Raw genomic sequence first — 26,176 nt, forward strand, 5'->3', positions numbered from 1 at the left:
CTGCTCACAGCGTGCTGTGGGAGCCTCAATGCCCGAACAGCGAGGGGCCATGACGACGCGCGATGACAGGTCCCGGCCGGCTCGCTCGATGGCGACGGTGCTCGCCGTCCCCGACGCCACGCGCAAGGGCAATCAGGCCTACGACCTGATGCGGCGCGAGATCGTCGCCTGCCGCCTCCTGCCCGGCACGCGCTTCACCGAGGCCGAGGTGATGGAGCGGTTCGAGATCGGGAAGGCGAGCTGCCGGATCGCGCTGCAGCGCCTGGCCCAGGAAGGCTTCGTCAGCTCGATGCCGCGGCACGGCTACCGGGTCAGCCCGGTGACCGTGAAGGATGTCGACGAGGTCTTCGCCCTCCGGATGGAGCTCGAGCCCCTCGCGGCCCGGGGCGCCGCCGGCCGCGTGAACCGGGCGCATCTGGAGCGCCTCGAGCAGGCCTGCCGCCGCAAGATCACGGTGGAGATGGGCAACCAGATCGACTTCTTCCTGGAGGCCAACCGGGGTTTCCACCTCGCGATCGCCGCCGCGGCCGGGAACGGACGCCTGTACCGGACCCTGTCGGGCCTCCTCGACGAGATGACCCGCCTCGTCGCCCTCGGCTTCGGCGTGCAGGGGGTCAGGCCGAACATCGAGAACGACCACACCGCGATGATCGAGCATCTCGTGGCGGGGGATGCCGACAGCGCCGCCCTGGTGGCGCGCCGCCACGTCGAGACGTTCCGCGACATGACCCTGGAGAAGGTCATCGCCAGCCTGCGCGACACCGCCGTGGTGGCGCCGGTGCGGACGTCCCGGGCCGAGGGGGGCGAGCCGTGAACGCCGTCGAACTCGACCACGTCAGCAAGTGGTTCGACCGGCGCGAGGGCGGGCCGCTCCACGTCCTGGACGCCATCGACATCGCGATCCCGCAGCACGCGATCGTCGCGATCCTGGGCGCGTCGGGCTGCGGCAAGAGCACCCTCCTGAACATGATCGCCGGGCTGGTCGAGCCCGATCAGGGTGCCGTCCTCCTGAACGGCATCCCGTCGCACGCCTTCCGCGACTGGCGGGCGATGACCTACATGTTCCAGGAGGACCGGCTGCTGCCCTGGCGCACGGCCGCCCAGAATGTCGCCTTCGGGCTCGAGGCCGGACGCATGGGCCGGGCGGAGCGGGCGCGGCGGGTCAACGAGACCCTGCGGCTCGTCGGGCTCGAGGCCTTCCGCGACGCCTACCCGCACGAATTGTCGGGGGGCATGCGCAGCCGGGTGGCGCTCGCGCGCAGCCTCGTCACCGAGCCCCGGATCCTGCTCCTCGACGAGCCGTTCTCGAAGCTCGATCCCGAGATCCGCGCGCAGATGCACGCGGAGCTGCTGCGCATCGCCGACCTGCGGGCGATGACCCTCGTCTTCGTCACGCACGACGTTGAGGAGGCGGTGGTGTTGGCGAGCCAAGTGGTCGTTCTGCACCCGCGTCCGGGCCGGATCGGTGCGGTCCGGGCGATCGACCTGCCGTATCCCCGCGACCCCCTCTCGGCGGAGGTCGCCGAGGAGGTCCGGCGCCTGCGCATCAGCCTCTCCGCCGCGAGCGCGCGATGCTCGTGAAGACCCCGCCGCGCCTGATCCGGCAGACACGGACGTCCGGCGCCGGACGCCGGGCGGGCGTGCTCCTCCAGAGGCTCGCCCTCCTCGCCCTGGCGCTGGCCGCGTGGCAGCTCGGATCGCTGCACGCGCCGAGCTTCGTCCTGCCGAGCCCCGCGCGGGTCTGGCACGCCTGGCTCGGCCTCGTCGCCACGCCGAGTTTCGCCGCCGATCTCGGCATCACGCTGGGCCGGATCGGCGCGGGCCTCGCCCTCGCGGCCCTGATGGGGCTGCCGCTCGGCCTGCTGCTCGGCGCGAGCCCTCGCCTAGGCCGGTTCTTCGAGCCGGTGCTGACGGTGACCAACACCGTCTCGTCGGCGATCTGGGCGATCTTCGCGCTGATCTGGTTCGGTCTGTCGAACTGGACCACGATCTTCGTGGTGTTCATGACCGCGATGCCGTTGATCCTGACCAACGTCTGGCAGGGCACGCGCACGGTCAGCGCTGAGCATCTCGAACTCGCCCGCACCTTTCGCATGCCGCGCCACAAGGTGCTGACCAAGATCTACCTGCCGACGATCCTGCCCGCCTTCTTCTCGGGCGCGCGCCTCGCCATCGGCTTCGGGGCGCGGGTCGTGCTCGTGGCGGAGTCGCTGGGGGCGAGCAGCGGCATCGGCTACCGCCTGCGGCAGGCGGCGGACCTCGTCCAGACCGATCAGGTCTTCGCCTGGACCCTCACCCTGGTCGCCCTGATGATCGGGCTTGAGACGCTCGTCCTGAAGCCGGCCGAGCAGCGCCTGTTCGCCTGGAAGAAGGTGGCGCAGCCGTGACGGCCGAAGCCACGCGGGGAAACGCCCGTCGCACGTCCTCTCTTTGCACCCCCTGGAGAACGCCTTGAACCGGATCCGCGTCCTCGCCGTCGCCGCGCTCTGCGCGGTCGGCCTGCCCGCCCTCGCGCGCGCCGAGACGGTGCGCATCGGCTACTGGAGCTCCGGCATCAGCCTCGGCTTCGGCGCCGTGCTGGAGGCCGGCAAGTTCATGGAGAAGGAGGGGCTGACGGCCGAATACGTCAAGTTTCCGGACGTGAACGCGCCCACCAAGGCCATGGCCGCCGGGGCGATCGATTTCGCGATCGCGGCGAGCGCGGGAACGGCGCTGAGCGTGACCGCCGACGGCCTGCCGATGAGCATCGTCCTGGCGACGCAGGTGGCCGACCTCGACTTCGTCGTCCTTGAGGACTCGCCGATCAAGACGATGGCCGACCTTAGGGCCAAGAAGATCGGCACTTCGCCCGCGGGCAGCGGCACCGCCGCCATTGCGGCGGCGATCCTGGAGACCAATCACGGCCTGAAGCCCGCCGATTACCAGGCCGTGCCCGGCAACGATTCCCGGCTGGCGCAATTCCTTGTCCAGAAGGACATCGACGCGGCGGCCCTGCGCACCGTGACCCTCGCGCTCCTGCCGGACGTCAAGCTGCGCCGTCTGGGCACCTTCCGGGAGGAGTGGAAGCGCCTCACCCAGCAGGACGCGCCGCCGGTCCTCGGCGTCGGCCTGATGCGCAACGCCTGGATGACCCAGAATCCGGACGCGCCCGCCAAGGTCGTGGCCGCGATGCGCAAGGCCTACGCGTTCGGCCAGGCCGACAAGCCCGGGGTGGCCAAGATCCTGAAGGCCGCCGCGAACCTGAGCGATGCCGATGCCGCCGCCTACGCGGGTCTCTGGGACGGCATCTACACGGTCAGCCTGGAGCCCGCCGACATCGCCTCGCTGAAGCGCGAATTCGACGTGTTCAAGGCGGTCGGCGCCGTCCAGGGCAGCCTGCCCGACACCGCCCTGGTTCCCGGCCCCTACGAGCGGTCTAAGACGATCCCGTAGCCTTTCCGACCTGCAGAAGAGGGTTTTCCCGATGGCTGAGATGATGAAGGCGCTCGTGCTGGAGGCGCACGGCGACATCGACACGCTGAAGGTGGTGAACGACTATCCGAAGCCGTCCCCCGGCCCGGGCGAGGTTCTGATCCGCGTCGGCGCGTCCTCATTCAACTACCACGACGTATTCACCGTGAAGGGCATGCCCGGCATCAAGGTGCCGATGCCGGTGGTGATCGGCCTCGACATGGCCGGACAGATCGTCGAGCTCGGCGAGGGCGTCGCGGAGTGGCGCGTCGGCGACCGGGTGCTGGTCAACCCGCTCAACAAGGCCAAGGGCCTGATGGGCGAGATGCTCGACGGCGGCATGGCCGAGTATTGCCGGGTCTCGACGGGCCAGCTCATCGCGATGCCGCCGGACGTGAGCTACGCGGACGCCGCCTCCCTGCCGGTGGCCTACGGCACGGCCCACCGCATGCTGATCACCCACAACACCGTGAAGGCCGGCGACCGGGTCCTGATCCTCGGCGCCAGCGGCGGCGTCGGGACGGGCTGCGTGATGCTGGCCAAGCAGCTCGGCGCCGAGGTCATCGCCTGCGCGGGCAGCGCCGAGAAGATGGCGGCGCTGACGGCGCTCGGCGCCGACCACGTCGTCAACTACCGCGAGACCGACTTCTCCAAGTGGGCGATCCAGCAGTACGGCAAGCCGCAGCGCCGGACCTACGAGGGCGGGGTCGACGTGGTGATCAACTTCACCGGCGGCGACACCTGGGTGCCCTCGCTCAAGTGCCTGAAGCGCGGCGGCACGCTGCTCGTCTGCGGGGCGACCGCGGGACACGATCCCAAGGAGGATCTCCGCTACATCTGGAGCTTCGAGCTCAAGGTGATCGGCTCGAACAGCTTCTACGATGACGACCTGTCGGCGCTGATGGACATGATCCAGGCCGGCACGCTGAAGCCGACCATCGACAAGGTCCTGCCCCTCGAAGAGGCCGCCGAGGGCCTGCGGATGATCCGCGACCGCGAGGTCATGGGCAAGATCGTCGTCACCCCCTGACACCGTCTGAGGCCGGTCCGCCGCGCGTCGTCGCCCCCAGCCCCGCCCGAGGAGATCCCGAAGCCATGTCCGACACCCCCCTCAGCAAGGAGCAGGTCGAGGCGCTGCTGCTGCGCGGCCCGTTCCACCAGTGGCTCGGCCTCTCCGTCGTCGCCGTCGGCGAGGGCACGATCGAGCTGAAGGCGACGTGGCGGCCCGAATGGGTCGTCAACGCCGAGCGCGGCTACGTCCACGGCGGCATCCTGGCGACGCTCGTCGACCTCACTGCCGACTGGGCGCTGGTCTCCAAGACCGGCCGGGGCGTCCCCACGGTGGACCTGCGGGTCGATTATCACCGCGCTGCGATGCAGGGCGATCTCACCTGCCGCGGCACGGTGGTGAAGTTCGGCAACCAGCTCTCGGTGGCCGAGGCGCAGATCCTCGACGATGCGGGACGCCTGCTCGCGAGCGGCCGCGGCGTCTACATGACGGCGCCGGCGAAATGACGGGGCCGACCCCCGCCGCCCCGGCGGACGGGGCCCTCGACCATGTGGTGGTCAACGTCCTGCGGCGGATGGACGAGGCGGCGGACCTGTTCGCCGCCCTCGGCTTCTCACTGACACCCCGCGGCCACCACTCGCTGGGCTCGATCAACCACCTGATGATGACGGCAGGCCCCTACCTGGAGCTTGTCGGCGTGCCCGAAATGGGGCCGCAGCGGCAGGACGTTCTGGACAGCCCGTTCGGCCTGAATGGGCTCGTGGTGGCGAGCCAGGACGCCGACGCGACCCATGCGCGGCTGGCGGCAGCGGGGCTCGCGGCCGGTCCGCCCGTCGCCTTCTCGCGCCCGGTGACCGTCGACGGCCGCACGGAACGGGCCCAATTCCGCACGGTGCGGGTGCCGGCACACCTGTTTCCGGCGGGTCGCCTCTACCATTGCGAGCACCTGACCCCGGATCTCGTCTGGCGCCCCGAATGGCTCGACCATCCGAACGGCTTTTCGGGGATCGACGCGCTGACGATCGAGAGCCCGGCGCCGGAGGCCGACGCTTCCCTCTACGCGGCCGCGATCGGCGCTCCGGCCGAGGCCGCGGGCACCGGCTTCACGATCCGGGTCGGGGAGACGCGGATCGTGATCGTGCCGGGGCCGGCCGCCCGTTTCGCCGCCCTCGGCCTGCACTTTCGCGGCCTCGACGCCCTCGAAGCCCGCTCGGCCGTCCTCCCGGAGGCGACTTGGGTCCGGCACGGGCCGGACGCGGCCGATCTGACGCTGCCGGCCTTCGACCTCCATCTCGCGTGCCGGGCGGCCCTATGACGTCCGCGACCACGGGTGCGACCAATCTCGGCGACCTCGTCGACCGGTCCGGGCCGCCGGACCGGCCACTCATCATCGGCGTCGCCCCCGAGGGTGGGCCCGAGGTGATGACCCGCGCCGGCCTCGATGCTAGGGCCGACGCCTTCGCCCGCGGCCTCGTACGCGGCGGGATCTCCCGCGGCGCGCGGGTCGCGATCCTCTCGACCAACCGGCCCGACACCGTCGCGGCGCTGCTCGGCGCGATGCGGGCCGGCGTGGTCCCGGTCCCGGTCAATCACAAGTTCCCGCCGGCCACGATCGCGGCCGTGCTCGCCGATTGCGGGGCGCGGCTCGTGCTCTGCGACCGCCCGCGCCGGGCGATGCTGGCGGGGCTCGACCCCGATATCCGGATCGCCGGGTTCGACGATGACGGGCCGGAGGGTTTTGCGGCCTGGCTCGATCCCGGACCCTTCGTGCCGATCGTGCCGGAGCCCGGCGAGGCGGCTCTGTTCCTGTACACGTCCGGCTCCACGGGCCGGCCGAAGGGCGTGCGGCTGAGCCATGCGAGCCACCTCTGGGTGGCGCGGACCCGCGCCGCGGAGACGAACCTGCGCGACGACCGGCTGCTCGTCGCGGCCCCGCTCTACCACATGAACGCGCTGGCCCTGGCGCTCCTCGTCTGCGCGGCTGGCGCCACGATGGTGCTGCTGCCGCAATTCGAGGCGCGGGCCTACATTGCGGCGATCGATCGCCATCGCTGCACGTGGCTCACCGCCGTGCCGCCGATGATCGCCATGATGCTGCGGGAGCCGGATCTCCTGGCGGAGGCCGACCTCACCGGCGTGCGGACGGTGCGAATGGGCTCGGCGCCCGTCAACGACGCCCTGGCCCGGCAGATCCGCGCACTCCTGCCGAACGCCCGCATCCTCAACGCCTACGGGACCACCGAGGGCGGCCCGGTCGTGTTCGGCGACCATCCGGACGGCCTGCCGACGCCGGTCGCGTCGGTCGGCGCGCCGCATCCCCAGGTCTCGGTGCGCCTCGTCGGGCCAGACGGGCCGGCGACCGGCGTTCTACAGATGCGCAGCCCCGCGATCATGCTCGGCTACCACAACCGGCCGGACGTCCCCGTTCCGATCACCGCGGACGGATTCTACGACACCGGCGACGTGTTCCGCCGCGACGCCGACGGGTTCTTTTACTTCCTCGGCCGGACCGACGACATGTTCGTCTCGGGCGGCGAGAACATCTTCCCCGGCGAGGTCGAGCTGGTGCTGGAGCGCCACCCCGACGTGCTCCAGGCCTGCGTGGTGCCTGTGGAGGATTCCATCAAGGGTACCAAGCCCGTCGCCTTCGTGGTCCGCCGGCCCGGCGCCACCGTCGACGAGGCCGCTCTCAAGGCGCACGCGCTCGCCCACGCGCCGGCCTACCAGCACCCGCGCCGGGTCTGGTTCGTCGAGGAGCTGCCCCTCGCCTCGACCAATAAGATCGACCGCGCGGCCCTACGCCGGCGCGCCGAAGAGGCCGTCCGCGCCCCGTGACCGGCCCGGGCGGAACGGCGCTTGCAGGTTGTGTTCCCGCGGCATGCGCGCCCGCAGAAGGCTGCCTCGCGAAGCGCCGCCCGGCGCAACCTTCCCCGCCCGCCTGACCCGGAAAGCCAGGAGTGACCTCCATGCTGCGACGAACCTTCCTCGGCGGTGCCGCCGCCGCGGCCGCCGCCCCCTTCCTGCCGGCACGCCCGGCCCTGGCCCAGGGCGGCCGGGCGAGCGTCCTGCGCTTCGTGCCGCAATCCGACCTGACCATCGTCGATCCGGTGACGACCACCGCCTACGTCACCCGCAACCACGCGCTCATGGTGTTCGACCAGCTCTACGGCCTCGACGCGCAGTTCACGCCGCAGCCGCAGATGGTGGAGGGGCACACGGTCGAGGATGACGGTCGGCGCTGGACCTTCCGGCTGCGCGAAGGACTGAAGTTCCACGACGGCGAGCCGGTGCGGGGCCGTGACTGCATCGCGTCGATCCGGCGCTGGGCGCAGCGCGACAGTCTCGGGCAGGCCCTGATGGCCCGCACCGACGCCCTGGAGGCCCCGGACGACCGGACCTTCGTCATTCGCCTGAAGCGCCCCTATGGGCTGATGCTCGAGACCCTGGCGAAGCTCGGTCCACCGGTCCTCGTCATCATGCCCGAGCGTCTCGCCGCCACCGACCCGGCCCAGCAGATCCCCGAGCTGATCGGCTCCGGGCCGTTCCGGTTCAACACCAAGGAGCGGCTGGTCGGCGCCCGCGTGGTCTACGACCGCAACCCGGATTACCGGCCCCGCGACGACGGTCCGGTGTCCTGGGTGGCGGGGCCGAAGCGGGTCCATTTCGAGCGGGTCGAGTGGCAGGTCATGCCGGATCCCGGAACCGCGGCCGCCGCCCTCCAGAACGGCGAGGTCGACTGGTGGGAGAACCCGATCAGCGATCTCGTGCCGACGCTCCAGGCCAGCCCGCAGATCGCCACGCAGCTCGCCTCGCCGCTCGGAAATCTCGGCACCGGCGTCATGAACCACCTCTATCCGCCCTTCGACAAGCCCGCGGTCCGTCGCGTGGTCCTCGAAGCCCTGTCGCAGGCGGACTTCATGGCGGCGGCGGCCGGTGACGATCCCAAGTTGTGGCGCAAGGATGTCGGCCTGTTCACGCCGGGGACCGCCATGGCCACCGATGCCGGGCTCGACGTGCTCACCCGGCCGCGCGATCTCGCCAAGGCCAAGCGCGACCTCGTGGCCGCCGGCTACACGGGCGAGCGCGTCGTGCTCATGTCGACGAGCGAGAATCCCGTGCTCAGCGCCCTCGGCGAGATCATGCACGACCTGCTCCAGCGGCTCGGGATGAACGTGCAATACGTCGTGTCCGACTGGGGCACGCTGGTCACGCGCCGCGCCAGCAAGGCGCCCCCGGACCAGGGCGGCTGGAACATCTTCAACACGACCTGGACCGGCCTCGACATGGCCAACCCGGTCGTGGAGCAGGTCCTGCGCTGCGGAGGCCCCAAGGGCTTCTTCGGCTGGCCGGACCTGCCCGAGCTGGAGAGCCTGCGCGAGGCCTGGATCGAGGCGCCGGATCAGGCGGCGCGGAAGACGATCGCGGCCCGGATGCAGACGCTGGCGATGCGCGACGTGCCGTACCTGCCGACCGGCCAGTATTTCTACCGGACGGCCTTCCGGCGCGATCTCCGGGATGTGGTCGACGGCCAGTTCGTCTTCTGGAACGCCCGCCGCGTCTGACGGGCGGTGCGCCCCGGCCGCCCGTCGCCGCTCCGGCGACGGGCCGTTGCCACGGGGAGGGCGCTTGAGCCTCAGTGCGCGAAGACGGCGGCCAGATCCCGGAAGCCCTTGATCTCGATCGGATTGCCGCTCGGGTCGAAGAAGAACATCGTGCGCTGCTCGCCGGGCTCCCCGGCGAAGCGGACGACCGGCGGGATGTCGAAGGCGATGCCGGCCGCCTCGATGCGGCCGGCGAGTGCCTCCCAGGCCTCGAGCGGCAGCACGACGCCCAGATGCGGCATCATCACGGTGTGATTGCCGACCTTCCCGCTCCGGGTGGTGGTGAAGGGCTCGCCCAGATGCAGCGAGAGCTGATGGCCGAAGAAGTCGAAATCGACCCAGGTCTCGGTGCTGCGGCCCTCCTGGCAGCCGAGGACGCCGCCGTAGAAGCGGCGGGCCGCGTCGAGATCGGTGACGTGGTAGGCGAGATGGAACGGCGTGAGCATCGACGGTCTCTTGCTTCGCAGGGGAGGGGGTGGCGCTGTCAGGGCGCCGGATCCGGGGCGCGCGCCGAGACGACGCCGCCGACGAGGTTGCAGGACAGCAGGAACGCGCTGTCGAGAGCGCCGCCGCCGGCCGGCACCAGCGCCGCCAGCCGCGCGTCCAGGCTGCGCCGCGCCGCGCGGGCGATGGCCTGGGCCTCCGCGACGGCAACGGCCGCGAACCGGATCGTCTCGCCTGGCCGCACCTGCGCGAGGCGACCGAGATCCGCCGAGATCACCGTGGCGATCTTCGGGTAGCCGCCGGTGGTGTGCCGGTCGGCGAGCAGGATCAGCGGCCGCCCGTGGCCGGGTACCTGGATGGAGCCGTTCACGATCCCGTCCGAGACGATGTTGAAGCCGTCCGCGTGGGCGATCGGCGGCCCGTCGAGGTGGCAGCCCATCCGGTCCGCCCGCGCCGTGAGGGTGTAGGGTTCGGACAGGAAGGTCCGCAGGCCCTCATCGGTGAAGCCGTCGGCCTGCGGCCCGAGCACCACACGGATCGGGCCGCCGAAGGTCGGCCGGTGGGCCGGCGGCAGGGTCAGCGGGCGGTCGCGGGGCGCGGGCGCCGCGAGGGGCAGCAGGTCGCCCGCGGCCAGGGGGTTGCCGTCGAGGCCGCCAAGACGGGTGCGGGTGTGCGTCGCGACGCTGCCGAGCATTGGCGCGACGGCGAAGCCCCCGGCAACCGCCAGGCAGGCGCGCAGGCCCTCCCGCGGGGCGCCGAGGATGAGTCGATCCCCCCGCCGCAGGTCGTGAGCGGTGAACGGATCGAGGGCGCGGCCGTTCAGGCTCATCGCGAAGGGTGCCCCGGCGAGGGCGACGCGGCAGACCTCCGTCTCGCAGACGAGGGTCGGACCGACCATCGCCATTTCTATTACCGCGGCGTCGAGCGGATTGCCGACGAGGCCGTTGGCGAGCGCCAGAAGGTCTGGATCCATCGCCCCGGACCCCGAGATGCCGTAGCGCAGGTAGCCCGGCCGCCCGCCATCCTGCAGGGTCGCGGAAACACCGGGGGCGATGACGTGCAGTCCCTCAGGCATCGATCCGCTCCAGGGTCGCGACGGTCTCGCCGGCGCGGGCGGCCTCGCTGAGGGCGTCGAACGCGGCGCGGTCGATCGGCTCGAACCGGATCAGGTCGCCGGCCGCGAACAGGAACGGTTCGGCCCGGGCCGGATCGTAGGAGCGCGCGGGCGTGCGACCGATGAGCTGCCAGCCGCTCGGCAGCTCCAGGGGCGGCGAGACGCCGGTCTGGTTGCCGCCGATCGAGACGCTGCCCGCCGGGGTCCTGGGGCGCGGATCGGTGCGCCGGCTCGCGTGGAGCCGGGGATCGAGGCCGCCCAGATAGGCGAAGCTGGGGGCGAACCCGATCATGTAGACGCGGTAGTCGCGGCCGGCATGGAGGGCGATCACCGCCTCTGGGGTGAGCCCGGCTCCGGCGGCGAGGTCGGCGAGGTCGGCGCCGTGCGCGCCGCCGTAATGGACCGGCACCCGCCAGCGGCGCAGCGACCCCGTCGCCCCGTCCGGGGGCGGCCAGTGCGCGGCGATCAGCGCCGCGAGATCGGCCCGGGGTAGCAGGTCCGGATCGTAGAGGACGAGGAGCGAGCGGTAGGTCGGCACGGTCTCCAGGAGCCCCGGGCGCCCGGCACCGCGGAGCGCCCCGTCGAGGGCGATGACCTGCGCGTTGATCGCGGGGTCGACCGCGCGGCCGAGCTCCACCGTGAGCGCCCGGTCGCCGCTATCGAGGAGGCGGTAGCCGGGCTCAGACACCGAGCACCTCGGCCATCGGCCGCAGGGCGATCCCCTTGGCGGCGCAGTCGTCCCGCAGGCGGTGCGCCATGGCGACGGCGCCGGGCGTGTCGCCGTGGACGCAGACCGTGTCGATCCGCGTCGGGATGCGCCGCCCGGACAGGCAGATGATCGCCCCGTCCTCTAGCATCCGCGCCACGCGCTCCGACACGGAATCGGGATCGTGCAGCACCGCGCCCGGGAGCTTGCGCGACACCAGGGTGCCGTCATCCGCGTATGCCCGGTCGGCGTAGATCTCCCGAGCGATCGGCAGCCCGAGCTTCTCGCCGGCTTTCTCGGTCTCCAGGCCGGGCATGACCACGAAGATCAGGTCGCGGTCGAGGGTGCGGATCGCCCGGGCCACCGCCAGGGCGAGGTCGGCATCCTCGTTGGCCATGTTGCCCATCGCCCCGTGGGTCTTCACGTGGCGCACCGGGCAGCCGGCATCCTGCGCCAGGGCCAGGAGGGCGCCGACTTGGTAAAGGACCGCCTTCTCGATGTTGGCCGGGCGCTCGCCCTGAATCGGCCGCCGGCCGAAGCCCCAGAGGTCGAGGAAGCTCGGATGGGCGCCGGCCTGCACGCCGTTCGCGGCCGCGCGGCTCAGGGTCTCGTGCATCACCAGAGGGTCGCCGGCGTGGAAGCCGCAGGCGATGTTGGCCGAGGTCGCCACGGTCAGCATCTCGGCGTCGTCGCCCAAGCGGTAGACGCCGAAGCCCTCGCCCATGTCGCAGTTCAGATCGACGATCATCGGTGCATCCTTTCTTGCGCGCGGGGTTCAGGCTTCCGCGACGAGGTGGGCCACCAGGGTCGCGGCCGCGCAGAGATCCTCGATCCGCATCGCCTCGTCGGGGTTGTGGCTGCCGTTCTGGTTGCGGATGAAGATCATCGTGCTCGGCACGCCCTGGCCGGCCAGCGTCGCGATGTCGTGCCCGGCCCCGCTGGCCATCGTGCGGAACGGCATCCCGAGCCGGCGCGCGTGGCCCGACAGGGCCTCGACGAGTGCCGCGCTCATCCGCGCCGGGGTGCTGCCGGTGCGCTCGCCGAGGACGAAGCGCACGCCGCGGGCGGCCTCGATGGCGGCGACGCGCTCGGCGAGCGCCGCCTCGACCCGGTCCAGCACGACGGGCTCGGTGCCGCGCACGTCGAGGCAGAAGCGGACCTCGCCGGGGATCTTGGCGAAGGCGTGCTGGACCGGGTCGGTGGCGACCTCGCCCAGCGTGATCGTGGCCGGGCAGCCCTCCGCCTCCAGTGTTCCCCAGAGGGCATCCAGGCCGGTGATCAGGTCGGCGAGGGCGAAGACGGCGTCGCTGCGCGCGCTCCGCGCCACGGCGCCGGAATGGCCGTAGCGGCCGAAACAGGCGGCCTTGCGATAGCGGAAGCTGCCGCTGATCGCCGTGACGAACCCCACCGGGCTCCCGGCCGCCTCCAGCGCCGGTCCCTGCTCGATATGCATCTCCACGAAGCCGTGGATCCGCGCCGGATCGAGGAGCCGCTCGCCCCGCGCCACCGCCTCCGGACGCAGGCCGAGGTCGGCCATGTGGTCCCGCAGGCTCCGGCCGGTATCGGCGCGGGGCAGGTCGAGAACCTCCGGCGGCAGCAGGCCGAAGGCAGCCCGGCTGCCGACATAGGAGGCCGGGAACCAGACGCTCTCCTCGGCCCTGAACACCGCCACCGTCACGGGACGCGCCGGCACGAGGCCCGCCCGGCGCAGGGCCTCCACGGCCGCGAGGCCGCCGATCACGCCCGCCGCCCCGTCGAAATTGCCCCCGTGGGGCACCGTGTCGACGTGCGAGCCGACCATCCAGGGCGCCAGGGTCGGGTCGCGTCCCGCCATCGTCAGGAACAGGTTGCCGGCCGCGTCGGTCTCGGCGGTGAGCCCCAGCGCCAGCCCGGTGGCCCGCATCAGGGCGTGTGCGCGCTCCTCGCCAGCGCCGTAGGCTGCCCGCGTCACGCCGGGTGCGTGCTGGCTGAAGCCGAGGAGCTCGGCGAAGAGCGCCGCGCAGAAATCCGGGTCGATCGCGAGGCCGGTCATGCCGGCTGACCGGTGCGCGCGTCGTCCAGCCGCCGTTCCCCGACGTCGGGTTCGGCGCGGATCGCGGGAGCGCGGCCGTTGCCGCCCCGGGATTCCGCGGCCGGAGCCCGCCGCGGCGCCGGACCGACCCGGTCGATCGGCTGAACAATGAGGCACGCGCCAGGCGCGCTCGCGCAGGGAATACCGGGATCCATGGGCTCAATGACCATGTTGGAGGCAGCCATGCTCAAAAATACCGCTTGAATGCCGGCGGTATACCGGCTCTGCTAAGACATGGCATCGGATTTGGCAACGTAAAACCGCGCCAAAATCGAAATAAAATCCCCACATTAAGAGATTTGATGAGCAAACATGTAGTATCATAGCGCGAATAACGCGCAGGTATAATCAATCATTCGGCGCATGATCGCATAACATCAGGTTTGACGATGGCTCAGATCGAGACGACCGCGCCCCCGCTCCTGAAGATCAGGAAGCTGCACAAGAGTTACGGCGCCAACGAGGTCCTGAAGGGCATCTCCCTCGACATCCACGAGGGTGAGGTCGTGTCGATCATCGGCGCGAGCGGCTCGGGCAAGAGCACGTTCCTGCGCTGCCTGAACCTCATGGAGACGCCGACATCCGGCTTCATGGATTTCGAGCGCTTCGCCTTCGACTACGAGCAGGGCGCCCGCCGCCAGCCGACGCCGCAGCAGCTCTGCGAATTGCGCACTCGGATCGGCATGGTCTTTCAGAGCTACAATCTCTGGCCGCACATGACCGTGCTGGAGAACGTCATCGAGGCGCCGATCCGGGTGCGGCGGATGCCGCGCCGTCAGGCCGTCGCGGAGGCGGAGGCGCTGCTCCAGCGCATCGGCCTCTACGAGAAGCGGCACGCCTACCCGTCGAAGCTCTCCGGCGGGCAGCAGCAGCGCGTGGCGATCGTGCGCGCCCTGGCGATGGCGCCCAAGGTGATGCTGTTCGACGAGGTCACCTCGGCCCTCGATCCGGAGCTGGTGGGCGAGGTGCTGGCGCTTATCAGCTCCCTCGCGGCGGACGGAATGACGATGCTGCTCGTCACCCACGAGATGGCCTTCGCCCGGGATGTCGGCACCCGCACCCTGTTCTTCGACGGCGGCGTGATCGCCGAGGACGGTCCGCCCGACGACATCATCGGCGCGCCCCGGAGCGAGCGGCTGCGCCAGTTCCTCCGGCGCGTGCTGCACCAGCCCGCCGCGCTCGGACAGACAGCGTGAGCCGCCGGCCCATCACCGGGGAGATCGGACAGCGATGAGCGTCGCGACGTTGCAGGAATGGTGGCTCACCCTCTCGGACGAGGTCGTCACCTACGGCCCCGGCTTCCTCTCGGCGACCCTGGTAGTGCTCGGCGTCACGGTGGCGAGCATCCTGGTGAGCTGGGTCTGCGGCCTGCTCGGTGCGCTGGGCAAGCGCTCGTCCTTCGCGCCCTTCCGAGCGCTCGCGAGCTTCTACGTCTGGTTCATTCGCGGCACGCCGACCCTGATCCAGGTCTTCATCGTGTATTTCGGCATGCCGCAGATAGGGTTGAAGCTTTCGCCGATTACGGCCGGCATCATCGCGCTGGGGATCAGCAGCGGCGCCTACGTGGCCGAGACGATCCGGGCCGGGCTCGCGGCTATCCCCCGGGGTCAGGTCGAGTCGGCGCTCGCCCTGGGCATGAACCCGCGGATCATGATGGTGCGGATCGTCCTGCCGCAGGTGTTCCGCATGATCCTGCCGTCGCTGACCAACGAGGCGATCTCGGCGGTCAAGAACACCTCGCTCCTGTCGACGATCACGGTCGTGGAGCTGACGCTCTACGCGCAGCTCATGATTGCCACGACCTTCCGGCCGTTCGACTTCTACATCGCGGCGGCGCTGATCTACCTCGGCCTCACGTCGATCCTGTCGCAGCTCTCGGCCTATTTCGAGCGGCGCTACGCCCGCCTCTCCTGAGCCTCCCCCGCCGCGGGACGGGCCGCGGCCGACACTTCCCGCCCCGTCTCGAGACCGGAGATCACCATGAACCGTCGCCACGTTCTCTCCCTCGCCGCCCTCTGCGCGGGACTTCTCGCCGCCCCCGTGACCTGCGCGGCCGAAGGCAAGCTGGAGCTGATCGAGCCCGGCAAGCTGATCGTGGCGACGGACAGCACCTTCGCGCCGTTCAGCATGCGCACGCCGAGCGGCGAGCTCGACGGGCTGGAAGTCCGGGTGATGCGCGAGGTCTGCCGCCGGCTCGGGCTCGCGTACAGTCCGGTCAACATCAAGTTCGATGCCCTGCTGGTGGGCCTGATGGCCGATCAGTACGACATCACCAGCGAATCGATGGACATCACTCCCACCCGGCAGAAGCAGGTCGCCTTCGCGGACGGCTGGCTCGAATCCGGCGCGCGGATCGTCACCCGCAAGGATACCGGCATCAAGGGGCCGGAGGATCTCAAGGGCCGCAATGTCGGCGCGCTCTCGGCCTCGACCTTCGGCAAGCTCGCCGAGGAGCACGGCGCCACCCTGAAGAGCTACAAGACCGCCGCGGACGCCATGCAGGACCTCGTCGGCGGCAACATCGACGCGGTGATCAACGATGCGGTGGCCGGCAACTACGCCATCAAGGCGCGCAAGCTGCCCCTGGTGATGATCGAGACCCCGCTCAGCACGGTCCAGAAGGGCTTCGCTATCAAGAAGGGCAAGCCGAACCTGCACGCTGCGGTCAACAAGGCCCTGGCCGAGATGGTCGCCGACGGTACCTACGCCAAGCTCATCACGCCGTTGATCGGCTATGACCCGGCCCCGAAGGCGCCGATCCGCACGCCCGCCATGTAGGCGGGCGCGAGGTCGGCGCCGGAGAAAAAGAAAACGGGGAGCAGCCTGGCCGGCTGCTCCGGGAGGACACGATGAAAACCCTCGACGCCGCGTCGTACACGACGGCGCTCAATGCCCGGCGCGAGCAGAGCCTCGGCCAGATGGCCTACGACCGGCTGCTCGACATGCTCGTCCGCCGCGACCTTCCGGCCGGCACCGTGCTGCACGAGCGCCGCCTCGCTGAGATGCTCGACATCTCCCGGACCCCGACCCGCGAGGCGATGTCACGGCTGGAGACCGAGGGGCTGATCGAACGGCAGCCCGGGGGGATGCTCGTGGTCAAGGAATTCTCCCTGCGCGAACTGGTGGAGATCCTGCATGTCCGCCGTCTGCTGGAGCGGGAGAGCGTCATGCTGGCCACCGGCCGGATCGCCGACGCGGTGCTGGCGGATCTGCAGCGGCAGATGGAGGCGCTGCTGACGGCGGGCGACCCGGACGCGCCGGGCAACTGGGAGGTCGACCGGCGCTTCCACGACCTGATCGCGGATCACAGCCACAACGCGATCCTCGCCAAGACGATCAAGGATCTGCGGCTCAAGACGCAGATGTTCAACCTGAGCCGGATGCCTGAGCGGTTCGAGGCGGTCCATCGCGAACATCTCGCGGTGGTTGCCGCCCTGCGGGCGAGGGACGCGGCGGCGGCGGCGGACGCCATCGCGGCCCATCTCGAGAATTTCAAGCAGGGCATCATCCGTCGCCTGAGCGAAGTCTGAGCGGAGTTTGGGGCGAGGGCGGCGCGATGCACGAATTCACAGGCCTGCGCGGCCGCGAGGCGGCCTTCCCGGAGGCGGAGTTCGCCGCCCGGCAGGCGGCGGCCCGGGCCGCCATCGCGGCGGCCGGCCACGACGCCCTTGTGGTGACCGGCCCGGAGACGATCTACTGGCTGACCGGCCGCCAGACGGCGGGCTACTTCGCCTTCCAGGCCCTCCTCGTACCGGTAGAGGGGAACCCGGCCCTCCTGGTCCGGCAGCTCGAACTGCCGGGCGCGGCCGCCAACACTTGGCTCGACGACATCCAGGCCTATCCGGACGGCGCCGACCCGGCCGAGGCCCTGGCGGCCCTCGTGCGCGGGCGCGGGCTCACCCGGCCGGCCCTGGAGCGGGACGGCTGGTTCGTCTCGCCCTTGCTCGCGGGGCGGATCGACGCCGCGCTCGGAAGCGGGCCGCTGCTCGACGGCTCCGGCCTCCTCGCCCCCTTGCGGGCGGTGAAGTCGGCGGCTGAGCTGGAGGCGATCCGGGCCGCCGCCCGATACGCGCAGGCCGGGCTCGCCGCAGGACTCGACGCCTGCGCGGCGGGCACCGACGAGAATGCCGTCGCCGCCGCCATGCTGGGGGCCGCGATCGCAGCCGGGTCCGAAGCCGTGGCGATGGAGCCCCTGGTCGCGTCGGGCCCGCCCAGCGGGCTGCCGCACATGACGTGGAGGCGCCGCCGGCTGGAGCCGGGCGACGCCGTCTTCCTCGAACTCGCCGGCAGTCACGCCCGGTACCACGCAGCGCTGATGCGCAGCGTCTGGATCGGTCCGCCGCCGGCCGAGGCGTTGCGGATGATGGATTGCGCCCTGCGCGCCCTCGACGCGGCGCTCTCGGCGATCCGCCCAGGCCATCCCTGCGCCGCCCCGCACGCGGCGGCACAGGCCATCATCGATGCGGCGGGCTACGGCCCGGCCTTCCGCAAGCGGATCGGCTACTCCATGGGTGTCGCCTTCGCCCCGGACTGGGGGGAGGGCGGCCTGCTCTCGCTCTTCACCGGACAGGACCGGCCCATCGAGCCCGGCATGGTTTTCCACCTGCCGGCGACCCTGCGCTCTTACGGCGCCTGGACGGTCGGCGCCTCGGAGACGGTGATCGTCACCGCCAACGGGGTCGAGCCCCTGTCCGACCTCCCCCGCACCCTGTCGCTGCGGTGAGGCTCACCCCATCATCGCTTTCTGTAAGGGCATGACGTGAGGTCGGACCGTCTGCAGCGTCAGCGACCGAACTGATCCTGATCCAGCAGGGCGTAGGCTGGCCGAACGTGTAACGGCCGCTTCGGAGAAGACCGGTCGAAAAGGCGGGCAACCTCCTATCAATCCATGCCGGCCGCGCAGACTGCCGCGAACAGGTTCCGAAATTGGCTGTCCGTCGGCCGTTCTGCAACGTCGACTTGGGGTAGATTGGTACGAAAAGCCCGCGTGTTATACTTTCACAGTGATGCGACTGACCGCCAAGTGAGGCGGGAATGAAAGCAGATGATCCGATTATCGCAAAGCGAATAGAGCTCCTGTTGTCGCCTCGACGGGCCGCCTTAGCGTCACCCCGACTTGACGCTTCGCATGAAGTCACTCGGCAGACACCTGTCATCCCGATCTGCTCATGCAATCTCTGCATATCGGGTTTGAGGTATGTGGCATACCAGAAAGTGCGTGCAGTGCGATATCGCTTCTTGCGCACCGCACAACAGGACGCCGCCGATGACCTTGCTCGCCGCTCTCGCTCTCCTCCCCGTTGCCGCCATCGCCAACTTCGCAGTCGTGGTCGCGCTCGCCAATCACTTCGATGGCGACAAGCCGGCCGCGGGCTTCACCGGCCCGGTCCCGACCCTAGCCTGAGCCATGACGGGCCGCGTCACGCGGCCTCGCTTGAGGATGTCCCGGAGTTCGGTTCGGCCGGCAGGTGAGGCTCCGGGATTCATTCGCCCGCCTGCGTGACCACCTCAGCGAATGCCTGGGGCGTCAACGGACGAGAGGCTGCCCGTGCACGGAAGCCGCTTCGATCCTGGCCGTTCGCGTTTGTCCCCGACGAAGCACCGTTGGTCTCCACAGGAGGCGCGGAGACGCCGTCCGCTTCAGGGCATGTCTGTCCCGAAAGCGGTGTAACGGACATCTCACTCCGCAGACGCCGGAAGGCCCTTCAGACGTATCGGGAGCAGACTGATCGACCGTCGGAGGCACTGGGCTGGTTCGCTGCCGCACGCGAAGAGGCCGATCCTGCTTGCGCTGTGTCTGTCATTCGGCGAGCACGAAGGCGAGGCCGAGGATCGCCACAAGCACCGCTCCGCCCGCGAGTTCCTCACGCGGCTCTTCTGCAAAACGCGGCGACCGGCTTGCGCTGGCAACGCCCGCTCCGACGAGTCCGATGATCAGGAAGCCGAGGCCGAGCAGGTCGGTGGTCTGAACGGACGGTAGCATGGGTCGATCCTCCGTCAGAGATGTCCCTTATTCTTCTGGCCACGCCCAATGTGCTTCGACGTGGGCGATCAAACCAAGTGCATGATCGCGAACGAGGACCGCAGCCTGATCGGCGTCGCGTTCCTGCAGCGCGGTGATGATGGCGGCATGCTCGCGCATCGAGACTTCATACCGCCCCGACCGATGGAGGAAGGCTGATCGAACCGCCCGCATGTGGATGAACAGGTTGGTCGTCATCTCGACCATCAATCCACAGCCGCCGAGACGAATGATCATCTGGTGAAAATCGAGGTTGGCTTCCTCATAAGCGGTCAAATGAACAGGCAATGCCGAGGGATCGAAATCCTGGAAGACTTTGCTCAGGTCGCGGAGATCGGCGTCCGTGGCGTGCGTGGCGGCGGCATGAGCTGCCGAGCCCTCCAGCGCGGCCCAGACCCTGATCATCTCGATGACTTCGCGCTTGGTCTTGCGCGTCACGAAGAGTCCGCGGCGTGGCACCGTGCACACGAAGCCCTCCCGTTCCAGAAGCGTCAGGGCTTCTCGGACTGGCGTCCGGCTGATGCCGAGATCTTGCGCAATTTGGTGTTCGTTCAGCCGGATCTGTGCCGATCCGTCGTAGAGATCCATCGCGAGGATCGATCGCTTGATGCGGTCGTAGGCCTGCTCACGCAGGCTCACGGTCTGTCCGATCGAGATTAGACCCAAAGAGGTCTCAGGTGGCTGCAGCACAGTCGAGCTCCGAGAGCGCCGAAAAATCAATCTTGGCATCAAATCCGAGGAACGCGCCGGAGCGCACCTGGGAGGTCGCTTGAAAATGGGGGGCCTGGAAAGCGGTGCCTGACGCGATGGTGGCTGGAGGCCCGAGTGTTCCGGGCTGTCTGCGACGCGCATGCGTCCCGGAGATGCGATAGGCATGCGGATGTCGCAACTTGGCCGGTCAGCACGACCCCGGCTCCGGAATTCCGGAGCCGGGGCCTTGCGGCTTTCGCCGGGCCTCGGCGTGGCCGAGCCCGACGTTCAGGCGTGAGCCAGCGCCAGCTTGGGAGCCGCCGCGTCGTTGTTTGCCTTGTGGTGCTGCTTGAGCATCGGCCGCAGCACCGCGATCGCCAGCAAGGCGGCGATCAGGTCCATGCTCGCCACCGTATACAGGACCGTGGCCCAGGTGCCGGTCGCCTGCATGATCAGGTTGCCCACCGGCACGAACAGCGCCGCGAAGCCTTTGGCGCAGTAGAGCACGCCGTAGATTTTGCCGATGTGCTTGGAGCCGAACGTGTCGGCAGCGGTGGCGCTGAACAGCGAGTAGACCTCGCCCCAGGCCAGGAACACCACCCCGGACAGGATGACGAAGGCCCACGGATTGGAACCGAAATAGCCCAGTGCCACGATGCCGATACCCTCCATCGCGAACGCGATGAACATGGTCTTCTCCCGTCCGATCCGGTCCGAGATGAAGCCGAAGAGCGGGCGCGAGATGCCGTTCATGATCCGGTCGAGCATCAGCGCAAAGGGCAGCGCCGCCATGGCAAAGAAGTACAGGTTGACCTGGAAGTTCTTCACCCCGAGATCCTGCGCGATCACGCCGAGCTGGGCCACCGCCATCAGGCCGCCCGTCACCGTGCAGGTGAACATCAGCAGCATCACATAGAAGACGGGGGTGCGCAGCGCCTCGGCCAGCGTGTAGTCGCGCCGCGACTGAAGGACCTTGGTGGAGAATGGCACCTGGTTCTTGAGTGGCGCGCGCATGGCGATGGCGGCGGCCATGATGATCGCGCCCTGGATCAGACCGAAGATGAAGAAGGCCTGGGCGTAATTGCCGCCGTCGATCATCTTGGCGATCGGCAGGATGGTGAGTGCGGAGCCGGCGCCGTAGCCGCCCGCCGTGAGGCCGACCGCCAGGCCGCGCTTGTCGGGGAACCACTTGAGCGCGTTGTTGACGCAGGTGGCGTAGACGCAGCCGACGCCGATACCGCCGGCCACGGAGCCGAGATAGAAGCCGCTCAAGCTCGTGGCGTAGGAGTTGATGACCCAGGCCAGGCCCGTCATCAGACCGCCGAACATGACGACGCGGCTGGGACCGTACTTGTCGATGAAGTACCCCTCGATCGGGGTCAGCCAGGTCTGGACGACGACGAAGATCGTGAAGGCGACCTGGATCGCGGCGCGGTCCCAGTTGAAGGTCTTCTGGATCTCTGGGACGAACAGCGTCCAGGCATACTGGATGTTGGCCGCTGCAACCATGCAGATCACGCCAAGCACAATTTGTAGCCATCGATTGGTATTGGGCGTTGCCGTACCCGGCACGGCATCTGGCATGGCCATGAGCTTCCTCCCTCGTCCCTGCGCTGACATTCGGCGTAATTACCCAGGCCTGTGATGGCTGGGCTCAGGCGCCGATGGTTTTGAGGATGGCGCCGAAGGGACTGCTGCCTGTGAGGCGCGCGGTGTCGACGACGGTGCGAATGGCGGCCTCGCCCTCGGCCGCCCACATGGCCCGGTAGCCGTTGGTGACCTTCCGCTGCACGACAGCCGGACGCAGCAGCCGCTCGGAGCCGTTGTTGGTCGGCTCGACCTTTCCGGGATAGGCGAGGAAGACCAGGAGCTGATCGCGGGCGCGGCTGATCTTGGCCTGCAGGTCGCGGCTCAGATCACAGCGGCTCGACGTGGCGAGGATGGCACCCAGTTGCCGATCCAGGCTGCGGCGCTTGGCCGAGAGCGTCGCGGCAGCCAAGTCGGTGACGCGCTCGGCCAGGGCGAACACGCGCTGCAACCAGAGTTGCAGGCGCCAGGGCACGGGATCGTCGCTGGCCTCGACGCCATAGGCGACATCGCGGGCCAGATGCGCCAGGCAGGTCTGGTGCTCATCCGCGTGGCCCTGTTGGGCGGTGTAGCGGTCGGAGATCCACACCGCCGGTCGGTGCCCGTCCATCATCTCGCGCACCACGACAGCGCCGCGCGTCGGGGAGGCGGTGTGCACCACGGCTTGCGCCGAGTGGAACAGCCAGTGGTAAGCGTTCGAGCCCTCGATGCGCACGCCAGTCTCGTCGCAGGCGACGACCTCAGCCTTGCGCAGGGTCGCGATGGCCGCGTCGCGACCGGCACGGAAGCGGTCCTGCGCGCGCCGGAGCAGGTTCATCAGCCCGCCCTGGCTGAGGGTGAGGCCGAACAGATCGGAGAGCGCCGCCTGCAGCCGTTCGTACGAGAGCGCCTGAAAGGTCTTGAGGTACGTCGCCACCGCATGCAGCCGCGGACCGAAGGGCGTGCCGCGCGCCGCTTCGGGCGGTGGCGCGATCACGCGCGTCCCGCAGCTCGGACAACAAACGGCAAGGCGCTGGTGCTGCGTCACAATCGGCGCCACCTCAGGCAGCTCGATTTGCTCAGAGACGCTGACGATCTCTGCCGGAAGTGCGGCGTGCAGGCTGGCGCCGCAGCACGCGCACGCCTCGGGACGATGCTGGACGATCGTATCGGGATCATCGCTCAGCACCCGGCTGTGACCCTCGTGACCGGGCTTGGCGCCGCCGGGCTTAGAATGCTCCCGCTGCTCCTTGCGATCCGTCGCGGGCGGCTTGGATGAGGTGCGCGAGGTCTTCTCTGGCCGCTGCAGCCGCAGCACCAGCTCGATCAGCTCCTCGCGGCTCAGCCGTTCCAGTTCGCTGCGGCCCATCCCGCCAGGGAATCAGCGAAATCCGACCCGCGCAAGAGGCAAGCTCGTCCCGGCAAGCGGCGCAGCCGCGGGCGTTCCGCCGCCGACCGATCCACCCCGTGGGTAATTACCATTCGGCGACGTGCTGTAGTATTGGCGTGCACGTCGGCGGGTTGCTTGCCCGTGCCGGAACCATCTCGCGGGTTCCGAGATTGACTTGGCGGCATGCATTATTCTGTGTGCCAGGATCATATGGCAAGCGAAATAATTCATTTTTTGTTGTAGAAAGCGCGGGATGAAAAGTCGGTTCTGCGCGTGCATCCCGATCGGCGGTGGCGGCTCGTCAGCGTGACACGCGAAGGTCGACGCCGCGTCTTCGTGGCTCTCCGGCAGAGCGAACCCAGTCCGGATCCCGAACAGGCTGTTCGGCTTGCCGCGCGCCGTCGCCGTAATGCGCTCCGAATGGGCGACTCCGCGGCCCGCGACCATCCAGTCCAATGCGCTCGGACGGATGACTCGATCGGCCCCGGGGCGGGTCCGGCGATGGACGTCGCCGCGGCAGAGGCCGGTCACGGTGGTGAGAGCGATCTGCGGATGCGGCCAGACATCGATACCCTGGCCCGTCAGACGTGCGGCGGGGCCGGCTTGGTGGAAGACACTGCATGGCGGGACCGTGCGGCGATCCGGTGCCGGCACGGCGCGTCGAATCTCGAAGCCGCCGCGATCCCTTGCACGGAGACTGATGAGCGTCTCGGTCGCGTCGACGCCCACCCCATTGTGGCAACGCGGTTCCAGAGCTTGCTCCCGCTCATGGCGTCATACTCTCGGTCTGGTTCGGCCGCCCACGATCGTTGCCAAAGGCCTGTGAACAAGCGCGATCCCCCTTCGGGCCACTCAGACCCGACAGGCCCCGGTCAAGGGGCCACATAGCGCGGCTTCCCGCCATGCGGTCTTGTCGAACACCACGGTGGTGAGGAACCAAGCATGGCACATGTTCTCGTCATAGGCGCTAGCAAGGGCATCGGCCTGGAGACCACAAAGGCGGCTCTGGCGGCCGGGCACCGTGTTCGCGCCTTCGCGCGGTCCGCAGCCGGCATCGGTCTGTCGGATCCGAGCTTGGAACGGTTTACGGGCGACGCGGTGAATGCGGCCGATGTCGCCGCCGCCCTCGATGGCGTGGATGTCGTGGTGCAGGCGCTGGGCGTACCGACCAGGGATCTCATCAGGCCCGTCCGCTTGTTCTCTGAAGCGACCAACCTTCTCGTGCCCGCAATGGAGACCGCCGGGGTGAAACGGCTGATCGCCGTCACCGGTTTCGGTGCGGGCGACAGCCGGGATGCGATCGGACTTCTCCAGCAACTGCCATTCCGTTTGATGTTCGGACGCGCCTACGACGACAAGGACGCGCAGGAGATGCGCATCCGCAGGAGCAGCCTCGATTGGACGCTCGTCAGGCCCGGCGTCCTGACGCCCGGCGCCGCGACAGGCCGCTACAAGGTCCTGACCGAGCCCGCGTCCTGGCGAAACGGCCTGATCTCTCGAGCCGACGTGGCAGGGTACATCGTCGCCCAGATCGACCATCCGTCCCACGAGCGGAAAGCCGTCGTCCTGGTCCGGTAGGCCGGAGGTCGCAGACTTACCCGCTCCGCATCGTCGGAGCCGGGTCGCCCTCGACATGAGGGCATCTCTGCCCATGACGCACCCAAGGGATTGCTCCCGATGCCAAATCCCATTCGATCCGCCGTCCGCGCTGTCCTCGAAGGCGGCGTCGAACTGGTGGCTGCCTACAACCGGGCGCGGCTGCCAAAGACTCCGAACCCCTTCGTGATCGGCATCCACGAGCCGATGCGGGAGGAACTGACGCTGCAGGATCTCGCCGTGATCGGCTCGATACCGACCCAGCTCGACGGTCGGTACCTCAAGATGGGCGCGAACCCCGTGCGGCCCGCGTCGGGCGGTCACAACTGGTTTCTCGGCGACGGCATGGTGCACGGTCTCGCCATCAAGGATGGCAAAGCCTTGTGGTACCGCAATCGGTGGATCGGCTCGCGCACGGCCGCCGCCGCCCTCGGTCGGCCCGCCGCACCCGGCCCGCGTCGGGGCGCAAACGACACCGTCAACACCAACGTCGTCGATATCGGGGGCCGCGCCTTCGCGGTCGTCGAAGCAGGCAGCTTCCCTGTCGAACTCTCCGACACCCTGGAGACGCAACGCTACAATCCGTTCGAGGGCACGCTCGCCGGATCCTTCACCGGTCATCCGCACCGCGATCCGATCACTGGCGAGACCCACGCCATCGCCTATGACGGGCGTGTCTGGGACGCCATCCGCCACGTCGTCGTCTCGGCGGCCGGCAAGGTGGTCCGCGACGTACCGATCGCGGTCCAGCACGGTCCCTGCGTCCACGACTGCGCGATCACGGCACGCTTCGTGATCGTGCTCGACCTTCCCGTCACCTTCTCGATGCGGGCCGTGCTCGCCGGCCACCGCTTCCCGTTCCGCTGGAACAGCGCTCACCGCGCCCGGGTCGGGCTGCTTCCACGGCACGGGCGCGCCACCGACATCGTGTGGTGCGACGTCGAGCCGTGCTTCGTCTTCCATGCCGTCAACGCCTTCGACGGTGAGGATGGGCGCGTGATCCTCGACGTGATCGCCTATCCGACGATGTTCGCCTCGGAGGGCGGCGAACTCGACACGCTGGGTCGGCTTGAGCGCTGGACCCTGGACCCCACGACGCAACGCGTCGAGCGTCGCGTGCTCGACCAAGCCGCGCAGGAGTTTCCCCGCATCGACGAGCGCCGCTTCGGGCAGAGATATCGGTATGCCTACACGGTGTCCGTACCCGCAGACGGCAATCCGCAGCTTGCCGGCGCGACGACGCTCTACAAGCATGATCTTGAGACGGGTGAGCGCCGCGTGCACCCGTTCGGCGAGCATCACGTCCCGGGCGAGTTCGTCTTCGTGCCTGCAAGCGAAGGTGCTGGTGAGGACGAAGGCTGGCTGATGGGCTTCGTGATCGACACGGCGCATGAAACGACGGACTTTGCGATCCTCGATGCTCGCTCGTTCGAGGCGCCCCCCATGGCGATTGTCCGGCTCGGGCACCGGATCCCGCCAGGTTTCCACGGAAACTGGTTTCCGATGCCCTGAGCCGG

28 protein-coding genes are annotated in these 26,176 nt (G+C 69.4%); 17 read left to right on the forward strand and 11 right to left on the reverse strand.

The features are described from left to right. Positions 1-49: 49 nt before the first annotated feature. The 9 genes from PQI07_RS16010 (at position 50) to PQI07_RS16050 (ending at position 9,021) form a co-directional block, all read left to right on the forward strand. Complete coding sequence (locus tag PQI07_RS16010; RefSeq protein ID WP_083683516.1) at positions 50-814, forward strand: GntR family transcriptional regulator; 765 nt, start codon at positions 50-52, stop codon at positions 812-814. Further along, positions 811-1,581, forward strand: a complete 771-nt coding sequence (locus PQI07_RS16015; RefSeq protein WP_075380626.1) for an ABC transporter ATP-binding protein — start codon at positions 811-813, stop codon at positions 1,579-1,581. The genes PQI07_RS16010 and PQI07_RS16015 overlap by 4 nt, the downstream gene beginning before the upstream one ends. Further along, positions 1,572-2,387 (forward strand): ABC transporter permease, encoded by an 816-nt coding sequence (locus PQI07_RS16020; protein ID WP_179696958.1) that lies wholly within the window; start codon positions 1,572-1,574, stop codon positions 2,385-2,387. Before PQI07_RS16015 ends, PQI07_RS16020 begins: the two co-directional genes overlap by 10 nt. A gap of 64 nt (positions 2,388-2,451) precedes the next feature. Continuing rightward, positions 2,452-3,432: an ABC transporter substrate-binding protein gene (locus PQI07_RS16025; protein WP_179696957.1), complete on the forward strand. Its 981-nt coding sequence runs from the start codon at positions 2,452-2,454 to the stop codon at positions 3,430-3,432. A 43-nt stretch (positions 3,433-3,475) separates the two neighbouring features. Further along, entirely contained in the window at positions 3,476-4,480 is a 1,005-nt protein-coding gene (locus tag PQI07_RS16030) for a quinone oxidoreductase family protein (RefSeq protein ID WP_490356181.1), read from the forward strand. Positions 4,481-4,545: 65 nt separating this feature from the next. Further along, complete coding sequence (locus PQI07_RS16035; RefSeq protein WP_043354697.1) at positions 4,546-4,965, forward strand: PaaI family thioesterase; 420 nt, start codon at positions 4,546-4,548, stop codon at positions 4,963-4,965. Beyond that, the gene (locus tag PQI07_RS16040; RefSeq protein WP_274926958.1) at positions 4,962-5,774 is read left to right on the forward strand and encodes a VOC family protein; all 813 of its coding nucleotides are present in this window, start codon (positions 4,962-4,964) and stop codon (positions 5,772-5,774) included. Before PQI07_RS16035 ends, PQI07_RS16040 begins: the two co-directional genes overlap by 4 nt. Then, positions 5,771-7,294: a class I adenylate-forming enzyme family protein gene (locus PQI07_RS16045; RefSeq protein ID WP_274926959.1), complete on the forward strand. Its 1,524-nt coding sequence runs from the start codon at positions 5,771-5,773 to the stop codon at positions 7,292-7,294. The genes PQI07_RS16040 and PQI07_RS16045 overlap by 4 nt, the downstream gene beginning before the upstream one ends. A gap of 131 nt (positions 7,295-7,425) precedes the next feature. Continuing rightward, positions 7,426-9,021, forward strand: coding sequence for an ABC transporter substrate-binding protein (locus PQI07_RS16050; RefSeq protein WP_053610072.1), 1,596 nt, complete (start codon positions 7,426-7,428; stop codon positions 9,019-9,021). A gap of 71 nt (positions 9,022-9,092) precedes the next feature. Here the strand turns inward: PQI07_RS16050 and PQI07_RS16055 are convergent, their stop codons facing one another. From PQI07_RS16055 to PQI07_RS16080, 6 genes are read right to left on the reverse strand one after another with little or no spacing between them, the layout of a single operon-like run. Further along, positions 9,093-9,506, reverse strand: coding sequence for a VOC family protein (locus PQI07_RS16055; RefSeq protein WP_043357614.1), 414 nt, complete (start codon positions 9,504-9,506; stop codon positions 9,093-9,095). A 38-nt stretch (positions 9,507-9,544) separates the two neighbouring features. After that, positions 9,545-10,579: a 5-oxoprolinase subunit C family protein gene (locus PQI07_RS16060; protein ID WP_179696953.1), complete on the reverse strand. Its 1,035-nt coding sequence runs from the start codon at positions 10,577-10,579 to the stop codon at positions 9,545-9,547. Then, a complete protein-coding gene (gene pxpB, locus PQI07_RS16065; RefSeq protein WP_274926960.1) occupies positions 10,572-11,306 on the reverse strand; it encodes a 5-oxoprolinase subunit PxpB in 735 nt (244 codons plus the stop codon). Before pxpB ends, PQI07_RS16060 begins: the two co-directional genes overlap by 8 nt. Next, positions 11,299-12,072, reverse strand: coding sequence for a LamB/YcsF family protein (locus PQI07_RS16070; protein WP_274926961.1), 774 nt, complete (start codon positions 12,070-12,072; stop codon positions 11,299-11,301). The genes pxpB and PQI07_RS16070 overlap by 8 nt, the downstream gene beginning before the upstream one ends. Before the next feature lie 27 nt (positions 12,073-12,099). After that, complete coding sequence (locus PQI07_RS16075; protein ID WP_274926962.1) at positions 12,100-13,356, reverse strand: Zn-dependent hydrolase; 1,257 nt, start codon at positions 13,354-13,356, stop codon at positions 12,100-12,102. After that, complete coding sequence (locus PQI07_RS16080; protein ID WP_075380621.1) at positions 13,353-13,580, reverse strand: hypothetical protein; 228 nt, start codon at positions 13,578-13,580, stop codon at positions 13,353-13,355. Before PQI07_RS16080 ends, PQI07_RS16075 begins: the two co-directional genes overlap by 4 nt. Positions 13,581-13,784: 204 nt before the next feature. On the opposite strand from PQI07_RS16080, the gene PQI07_RS16085 reads away from it, so the two are divergent. The 6 genes from PQI07_RS16085 (at position 13,785) to PQI07_RS16110 (ending at position 18,799) form a co-directional block, all read left to right on the forward strand. Beyond that, positions 13,785-14,591: an amino acid ABC transporter ATP-binding protein gene (locus tag PQI07_RS16085; RefSeq protein WP_043357597.1), complete on the forward strand. Its 807-nt coding sequence runs from the start codon at positions 13,785-13,787 to the stop codon at positions 14,589-14,591. Between the two features lie 34 nt (positions 14,592-14,625). Next, entirely contained in the window at positions 14,626-15,309 is a 684-nt protein-coding gene (locus PQI07_RS16090; RefSeq protein ID WP_053610067.1) for an amino acid ABC transporter permease, read from the forward strand. Positions 15,310-15,375: 66 nt separating this feature from the next. Next, on the forward strand, positions 15,376-16,173 hold the full coding sequence (locus PQI07_RS16095; RefSeq protein WP_274926963.1) for a transporter substrate-binding domain-containing protein: 798 nt from the start codon (positions 15,376-15,378) through the stop codon (positions 16,171-16,173). Between the two features lie 71 nt (positions 16,174-16,244). Then, the gene (locus tag PQI07_RS16100) at positions 16,245-16,925 is read left to right on the forward strand and encodes a GntR family transcriptional regulator (RefSeq protein WP_053610065.1); all 681 of its coding nucleotides are present in this window, start codon (positions 16,245-16,247) and stop codon (positions 16,923-16,925) included. Between the two features lie 26 nt (positions 16,926-16,951). Next, the gene (locus PQI07_RS16105; RefSeq protein ID WP_274926964.1) at positions 16,952-18,118 is read left to right on the forward strand and encodes a M24 family metallopeptidase; all 1,167 of its coding nucleotides are present in this window, start codon (positions 16,952-16,954) and stop codon (positions 18,116-18,118) included. Between the two features lie 543 nt (positions 18,119-18,661). Further along, positions 18,662-18,799: a hypothetical protein gene (locus tag PQI07_RS16110; RefSeq protein ID WP_170867468.1), complete on the forward strand. Its 138-nt coding sequence runs from the start codon at positions 18,662-18,664 to the stop codon at positions 18,797-18,799. A 396-nt stretch (positions 18,800-19,195) separates the two neighbouring features. Here the strand turns inward: PQI07_RS16110 and PQI07_RS16115 are convergent, their stop codons facing one another. The 5 genes from PQI07_RS16115 to PQI07_RS37870 all read right to left on the reverse strand — a co-directional run bounded on the left by PQI07_RS16115 (position 19,196) and on the right by PQI07_RS37870 (position 23,792). Next, positions 19,196-19,378, reverse strand: coding sequence for a hypothetical protein (locus PQI07_RS16115; protein WP_043347259.1), 183 nt, complete (start codon positions 19,376-19,378; stop codon positions 19,196-19,198). Positions 19,379-19,405: 27 nt separating this feature from the next. Continuing rightward, the gene (locus tag PQI07_RS16120) at positions 19,406-20,107 is read right to left on the reverse strand and encodes a GntR family transcriptional regulator (RefSeq protein ID WP_274926965.1); all 702 of its coding nucleotides are present in this window, start codon (positions 20,105-20,107) and stop codon (positions 19,406-19,408) included. Positions 20,108-20,395: 288 nt separating this feature from the next. Then, a complete protein-coding gene (gene oxlT / locus PQI07_RS16125) occupies positions 20,396-21,697 on the reverse strand; it encodes an oxalate/formate MFS antiporter (RefSeq protein WP_051044668.1) in 1,302 nt (433 codons plus the stop codon). 64 nt (positions 21,698-21,761) lie between these two features. Further along, on the reverse strand, positions 21,762-23,042 hold the full coding sequence (gene tnpC / locus PQI07_RS16130; RefSeq protein WP_043387809.1) for an IS66 family transposase: 1,281 nt from the start codon (positions 23,040-23,042) through the stop codon (positions 21,762-21,764). Positions 23,043-23,054: 12 nt separating this feature from the next. Further along, positions 23,055-23,792 carry a pirin family protein gene (locus PQI07_RS37870; RefSeq protein ID WP_446720956.1) on the reverse strand — a complete coding sequence of 246 codons (738 nt, stop codon included), beginning with the start codon at positions 23,790-23,792 and terminating at the stop codon, positions 23,055-23,057. A 213-nt stretch (positions 23,793-24,005) separates the two neighbouring features. Here PQI07_RS37870 and PQI07_RS16140 point away from each other — a divergent pair, with 213 nt between their 5' ends. Both PQI07_RS16140 and PQI07_RS16145 read left to right on the forward strand, forming a co-directional pair. After that, positions 24,006-24,641 (forward strand): NAD(P)-dependent oxidoreductase, encoded by a 636-nt coding sequence (locus PQI07_RS16140; RefSeq protein ID WP_274926966.1) that lies wholly within the window; start codon positions 24,006-24,008, stop codon positions 24,639-24,641. A 99-nt stretch (positions 24,642-24,740) separates the two neighbouring features. Continuing rightward, entirely contained in the window at positions 24,741-26,171 is a 1,431-nt protein-coding gene (locus tag PQI07_RS16145) for an 8'-apo-carotenoid 13,14-cleaving dioxygenase (protein WP_043758600.1), read from the forward strand. Positions 26,172-26,176 lie beyond the last annotated feature (5 nt).

This window comes from Methylobacterium sp. 092160098-2 (assembly GCF_028920805.1).
GTDB lineage: Bacteria > Pseudomonadota > Alphaproteobacteria > Rhizobiales > Beijerinckiaceae > Methylobacterium > Methylobacterium fujisawaense.

Excerpts from the sequence above, each read along its gene's own strand:
- PQI07_RS16080 (WP_075380621.1), bottom strand. The coding sequence starts at position 13,580 with ATGGCTGCCTCCAACATGGTCATTGAGCCCATGGATCCCGGTATTCCC.
- PQI07_RS16060 (WP_179696953.1), bottom strand. The coding sequence starts at position 10,579 with ATGCCTGAGGGACTGCACGTCATCGCCCCCGGTGTTTCCGCGACCCTG.
- PQI07_RS16140 (WP_274926966.1), top strand. The coding sequence starts at position 24,006 with ATGGCACATGTTCTCGTCATAGGCGCTAGCAAGGGCATCGGCCTGGAG.
- PQI07_RS16095 (WP_274926963.1), top strand. The coding sequence starts at position 15,376 with ATGAACCGTCGCCACGTTCTCTCCCTCGCCGCCCTCTGCGCGGGACTT.
- PQI07_RS16075 (WP_274926962.1), bottom strand. The coding sequence starts at position 13,356 with ATGACCGGCCTCGCGATCGACCCGGATTTCTGCGCGGCGCTCTTCGCC.
- oxlT (WP_051044668.1), bottom strand. The coding sequence starts at position 21,697 with ATGGCCATGCCAGATGCCGTGCCGGGTACGGCAACGCCCAATACCAAT.
- PQI07_RS16105 (WP_274926964.1), top strand. The coding sequence starts at position 16,952 with ATGCACGAATTCACAGGCCTGCGCGGCCGCGAGGCGGCCTTCCCGGAG.
- PQI07_RS16035 (WP_043354697.1), top strand. The coding sequence starts at position 4,546 with ATGTCCGACACCCCCCTCAGCAAGGAGCAGGTCGAGGCGCTGCTGCTG.
- PQI07_RS16070 (WP_274926961.1), bottom strand. The coding sequence starts at position 12,072 with ATGATCGTCGATCTGAACTGCGACATGGGCGAGGGCTTCGGCGTCTAC.
- PQI07_RS16040 (WP_274926958.1), top strand. The coding sequence starts at position 4,962 with ATGACGGGGCCGACCCCCGCCGCCCCGGCGGACGGGGCCCTCGACCAT.
- PQI07_RS16090 (WP_053610067.1), top strand. The coding sequence starts at position 14,626 with ATGAGCGTCGCGACGTTGCAGGAATGGTGGCTCACCCTCTCGGACGAG.
- PQI07_RS16030 (WP_490356181.1), top strand. The coding sequence starts at position 3,476 with ATGAAGGCGCTCGTGCTGGAGGCGCACGGCGACATCGACACGCTGAAG.
- PQI07_RS16100 (WP_053610065.1), top strand. The coding sequence starts at position 16,245 with ATGAAAACCCTCGACGCCGCGTCGTACACGACGGCGCTCAATGCCCGG.
- PQI07_RS16020 (WP_179696958.1), top strand. The coding sequence starts at position 1,572 with ATGCTCGTGAAGACCCCGCCGCGCCTGATCCGGCAGACACGGACGTCC.
- PQI07_RS16110 (WP_170867468.1), top strand. The coding sequence starts at position 18,662 with ATGACCTTGCTCGCCGCTCTCGCTCTCCTCCCCGTTGCCGCCATCGCC.
- PQI07_RS16045 (WP_274926959.1), top strand. The coding sequence starts at position 5,771 with ATGACGTCCGCGACCACGGGTGCGACCAATCTCGGCGACCTCGTCGAC.
- PQI07_RS16010 (WP_083683516.1), top strand. The coding sequence starts at position 50 with ATGACGACGCGCGATGACAGGTCCCGGCCGGCTCGCTCGATGGCGACG.
- PQI07_RS16085 (WP_043357597.1), top strand. The coding sequence starts at position 13,785 with ATGGCTCAGATCGAGACGACCGCGCCCCCGCTCCTGAAGATCAGGAAG.
- PQI07_RS16050 (WP_053610072.1), top strand. The coding sequence starts at position 7,426 with ATGCTGCGACGAACCTTCCTCGGCGGTGCCGCCGCCGCGGCCGCCGCC.
- tnpC (WP_043387809.1), bottom strand. The coding sequence starts at position 23,042 with ATGGGCCGCAGCGAACTGGAACGGCTGAGCCGCGAGGAGCTGATCGAG.
- PQI07_RS16145 (WP_043758600.1), top strand. The coding sequence starts at position 24,741 with ATGCCAAATCCCATTCGATCCGCCGTCCGCGCTGTCCTCGAAGGCGGC.
- PQI07_RS16115 (WP_043347259.1), bottom strand. The coding sequence starts at position 19,378 with ATGCTACCGTCCGTTCAGACCACCGACCTGCTCGGCCTCGGCTTCCTG.
- PQI07_RS16055 (WP_043357614.1), bottom strand. The coding sequence starts at position 9,506 with ATGCTCACGCCGTTCCATCTCGCCTACCACGTCACCGATCTCGACGCG.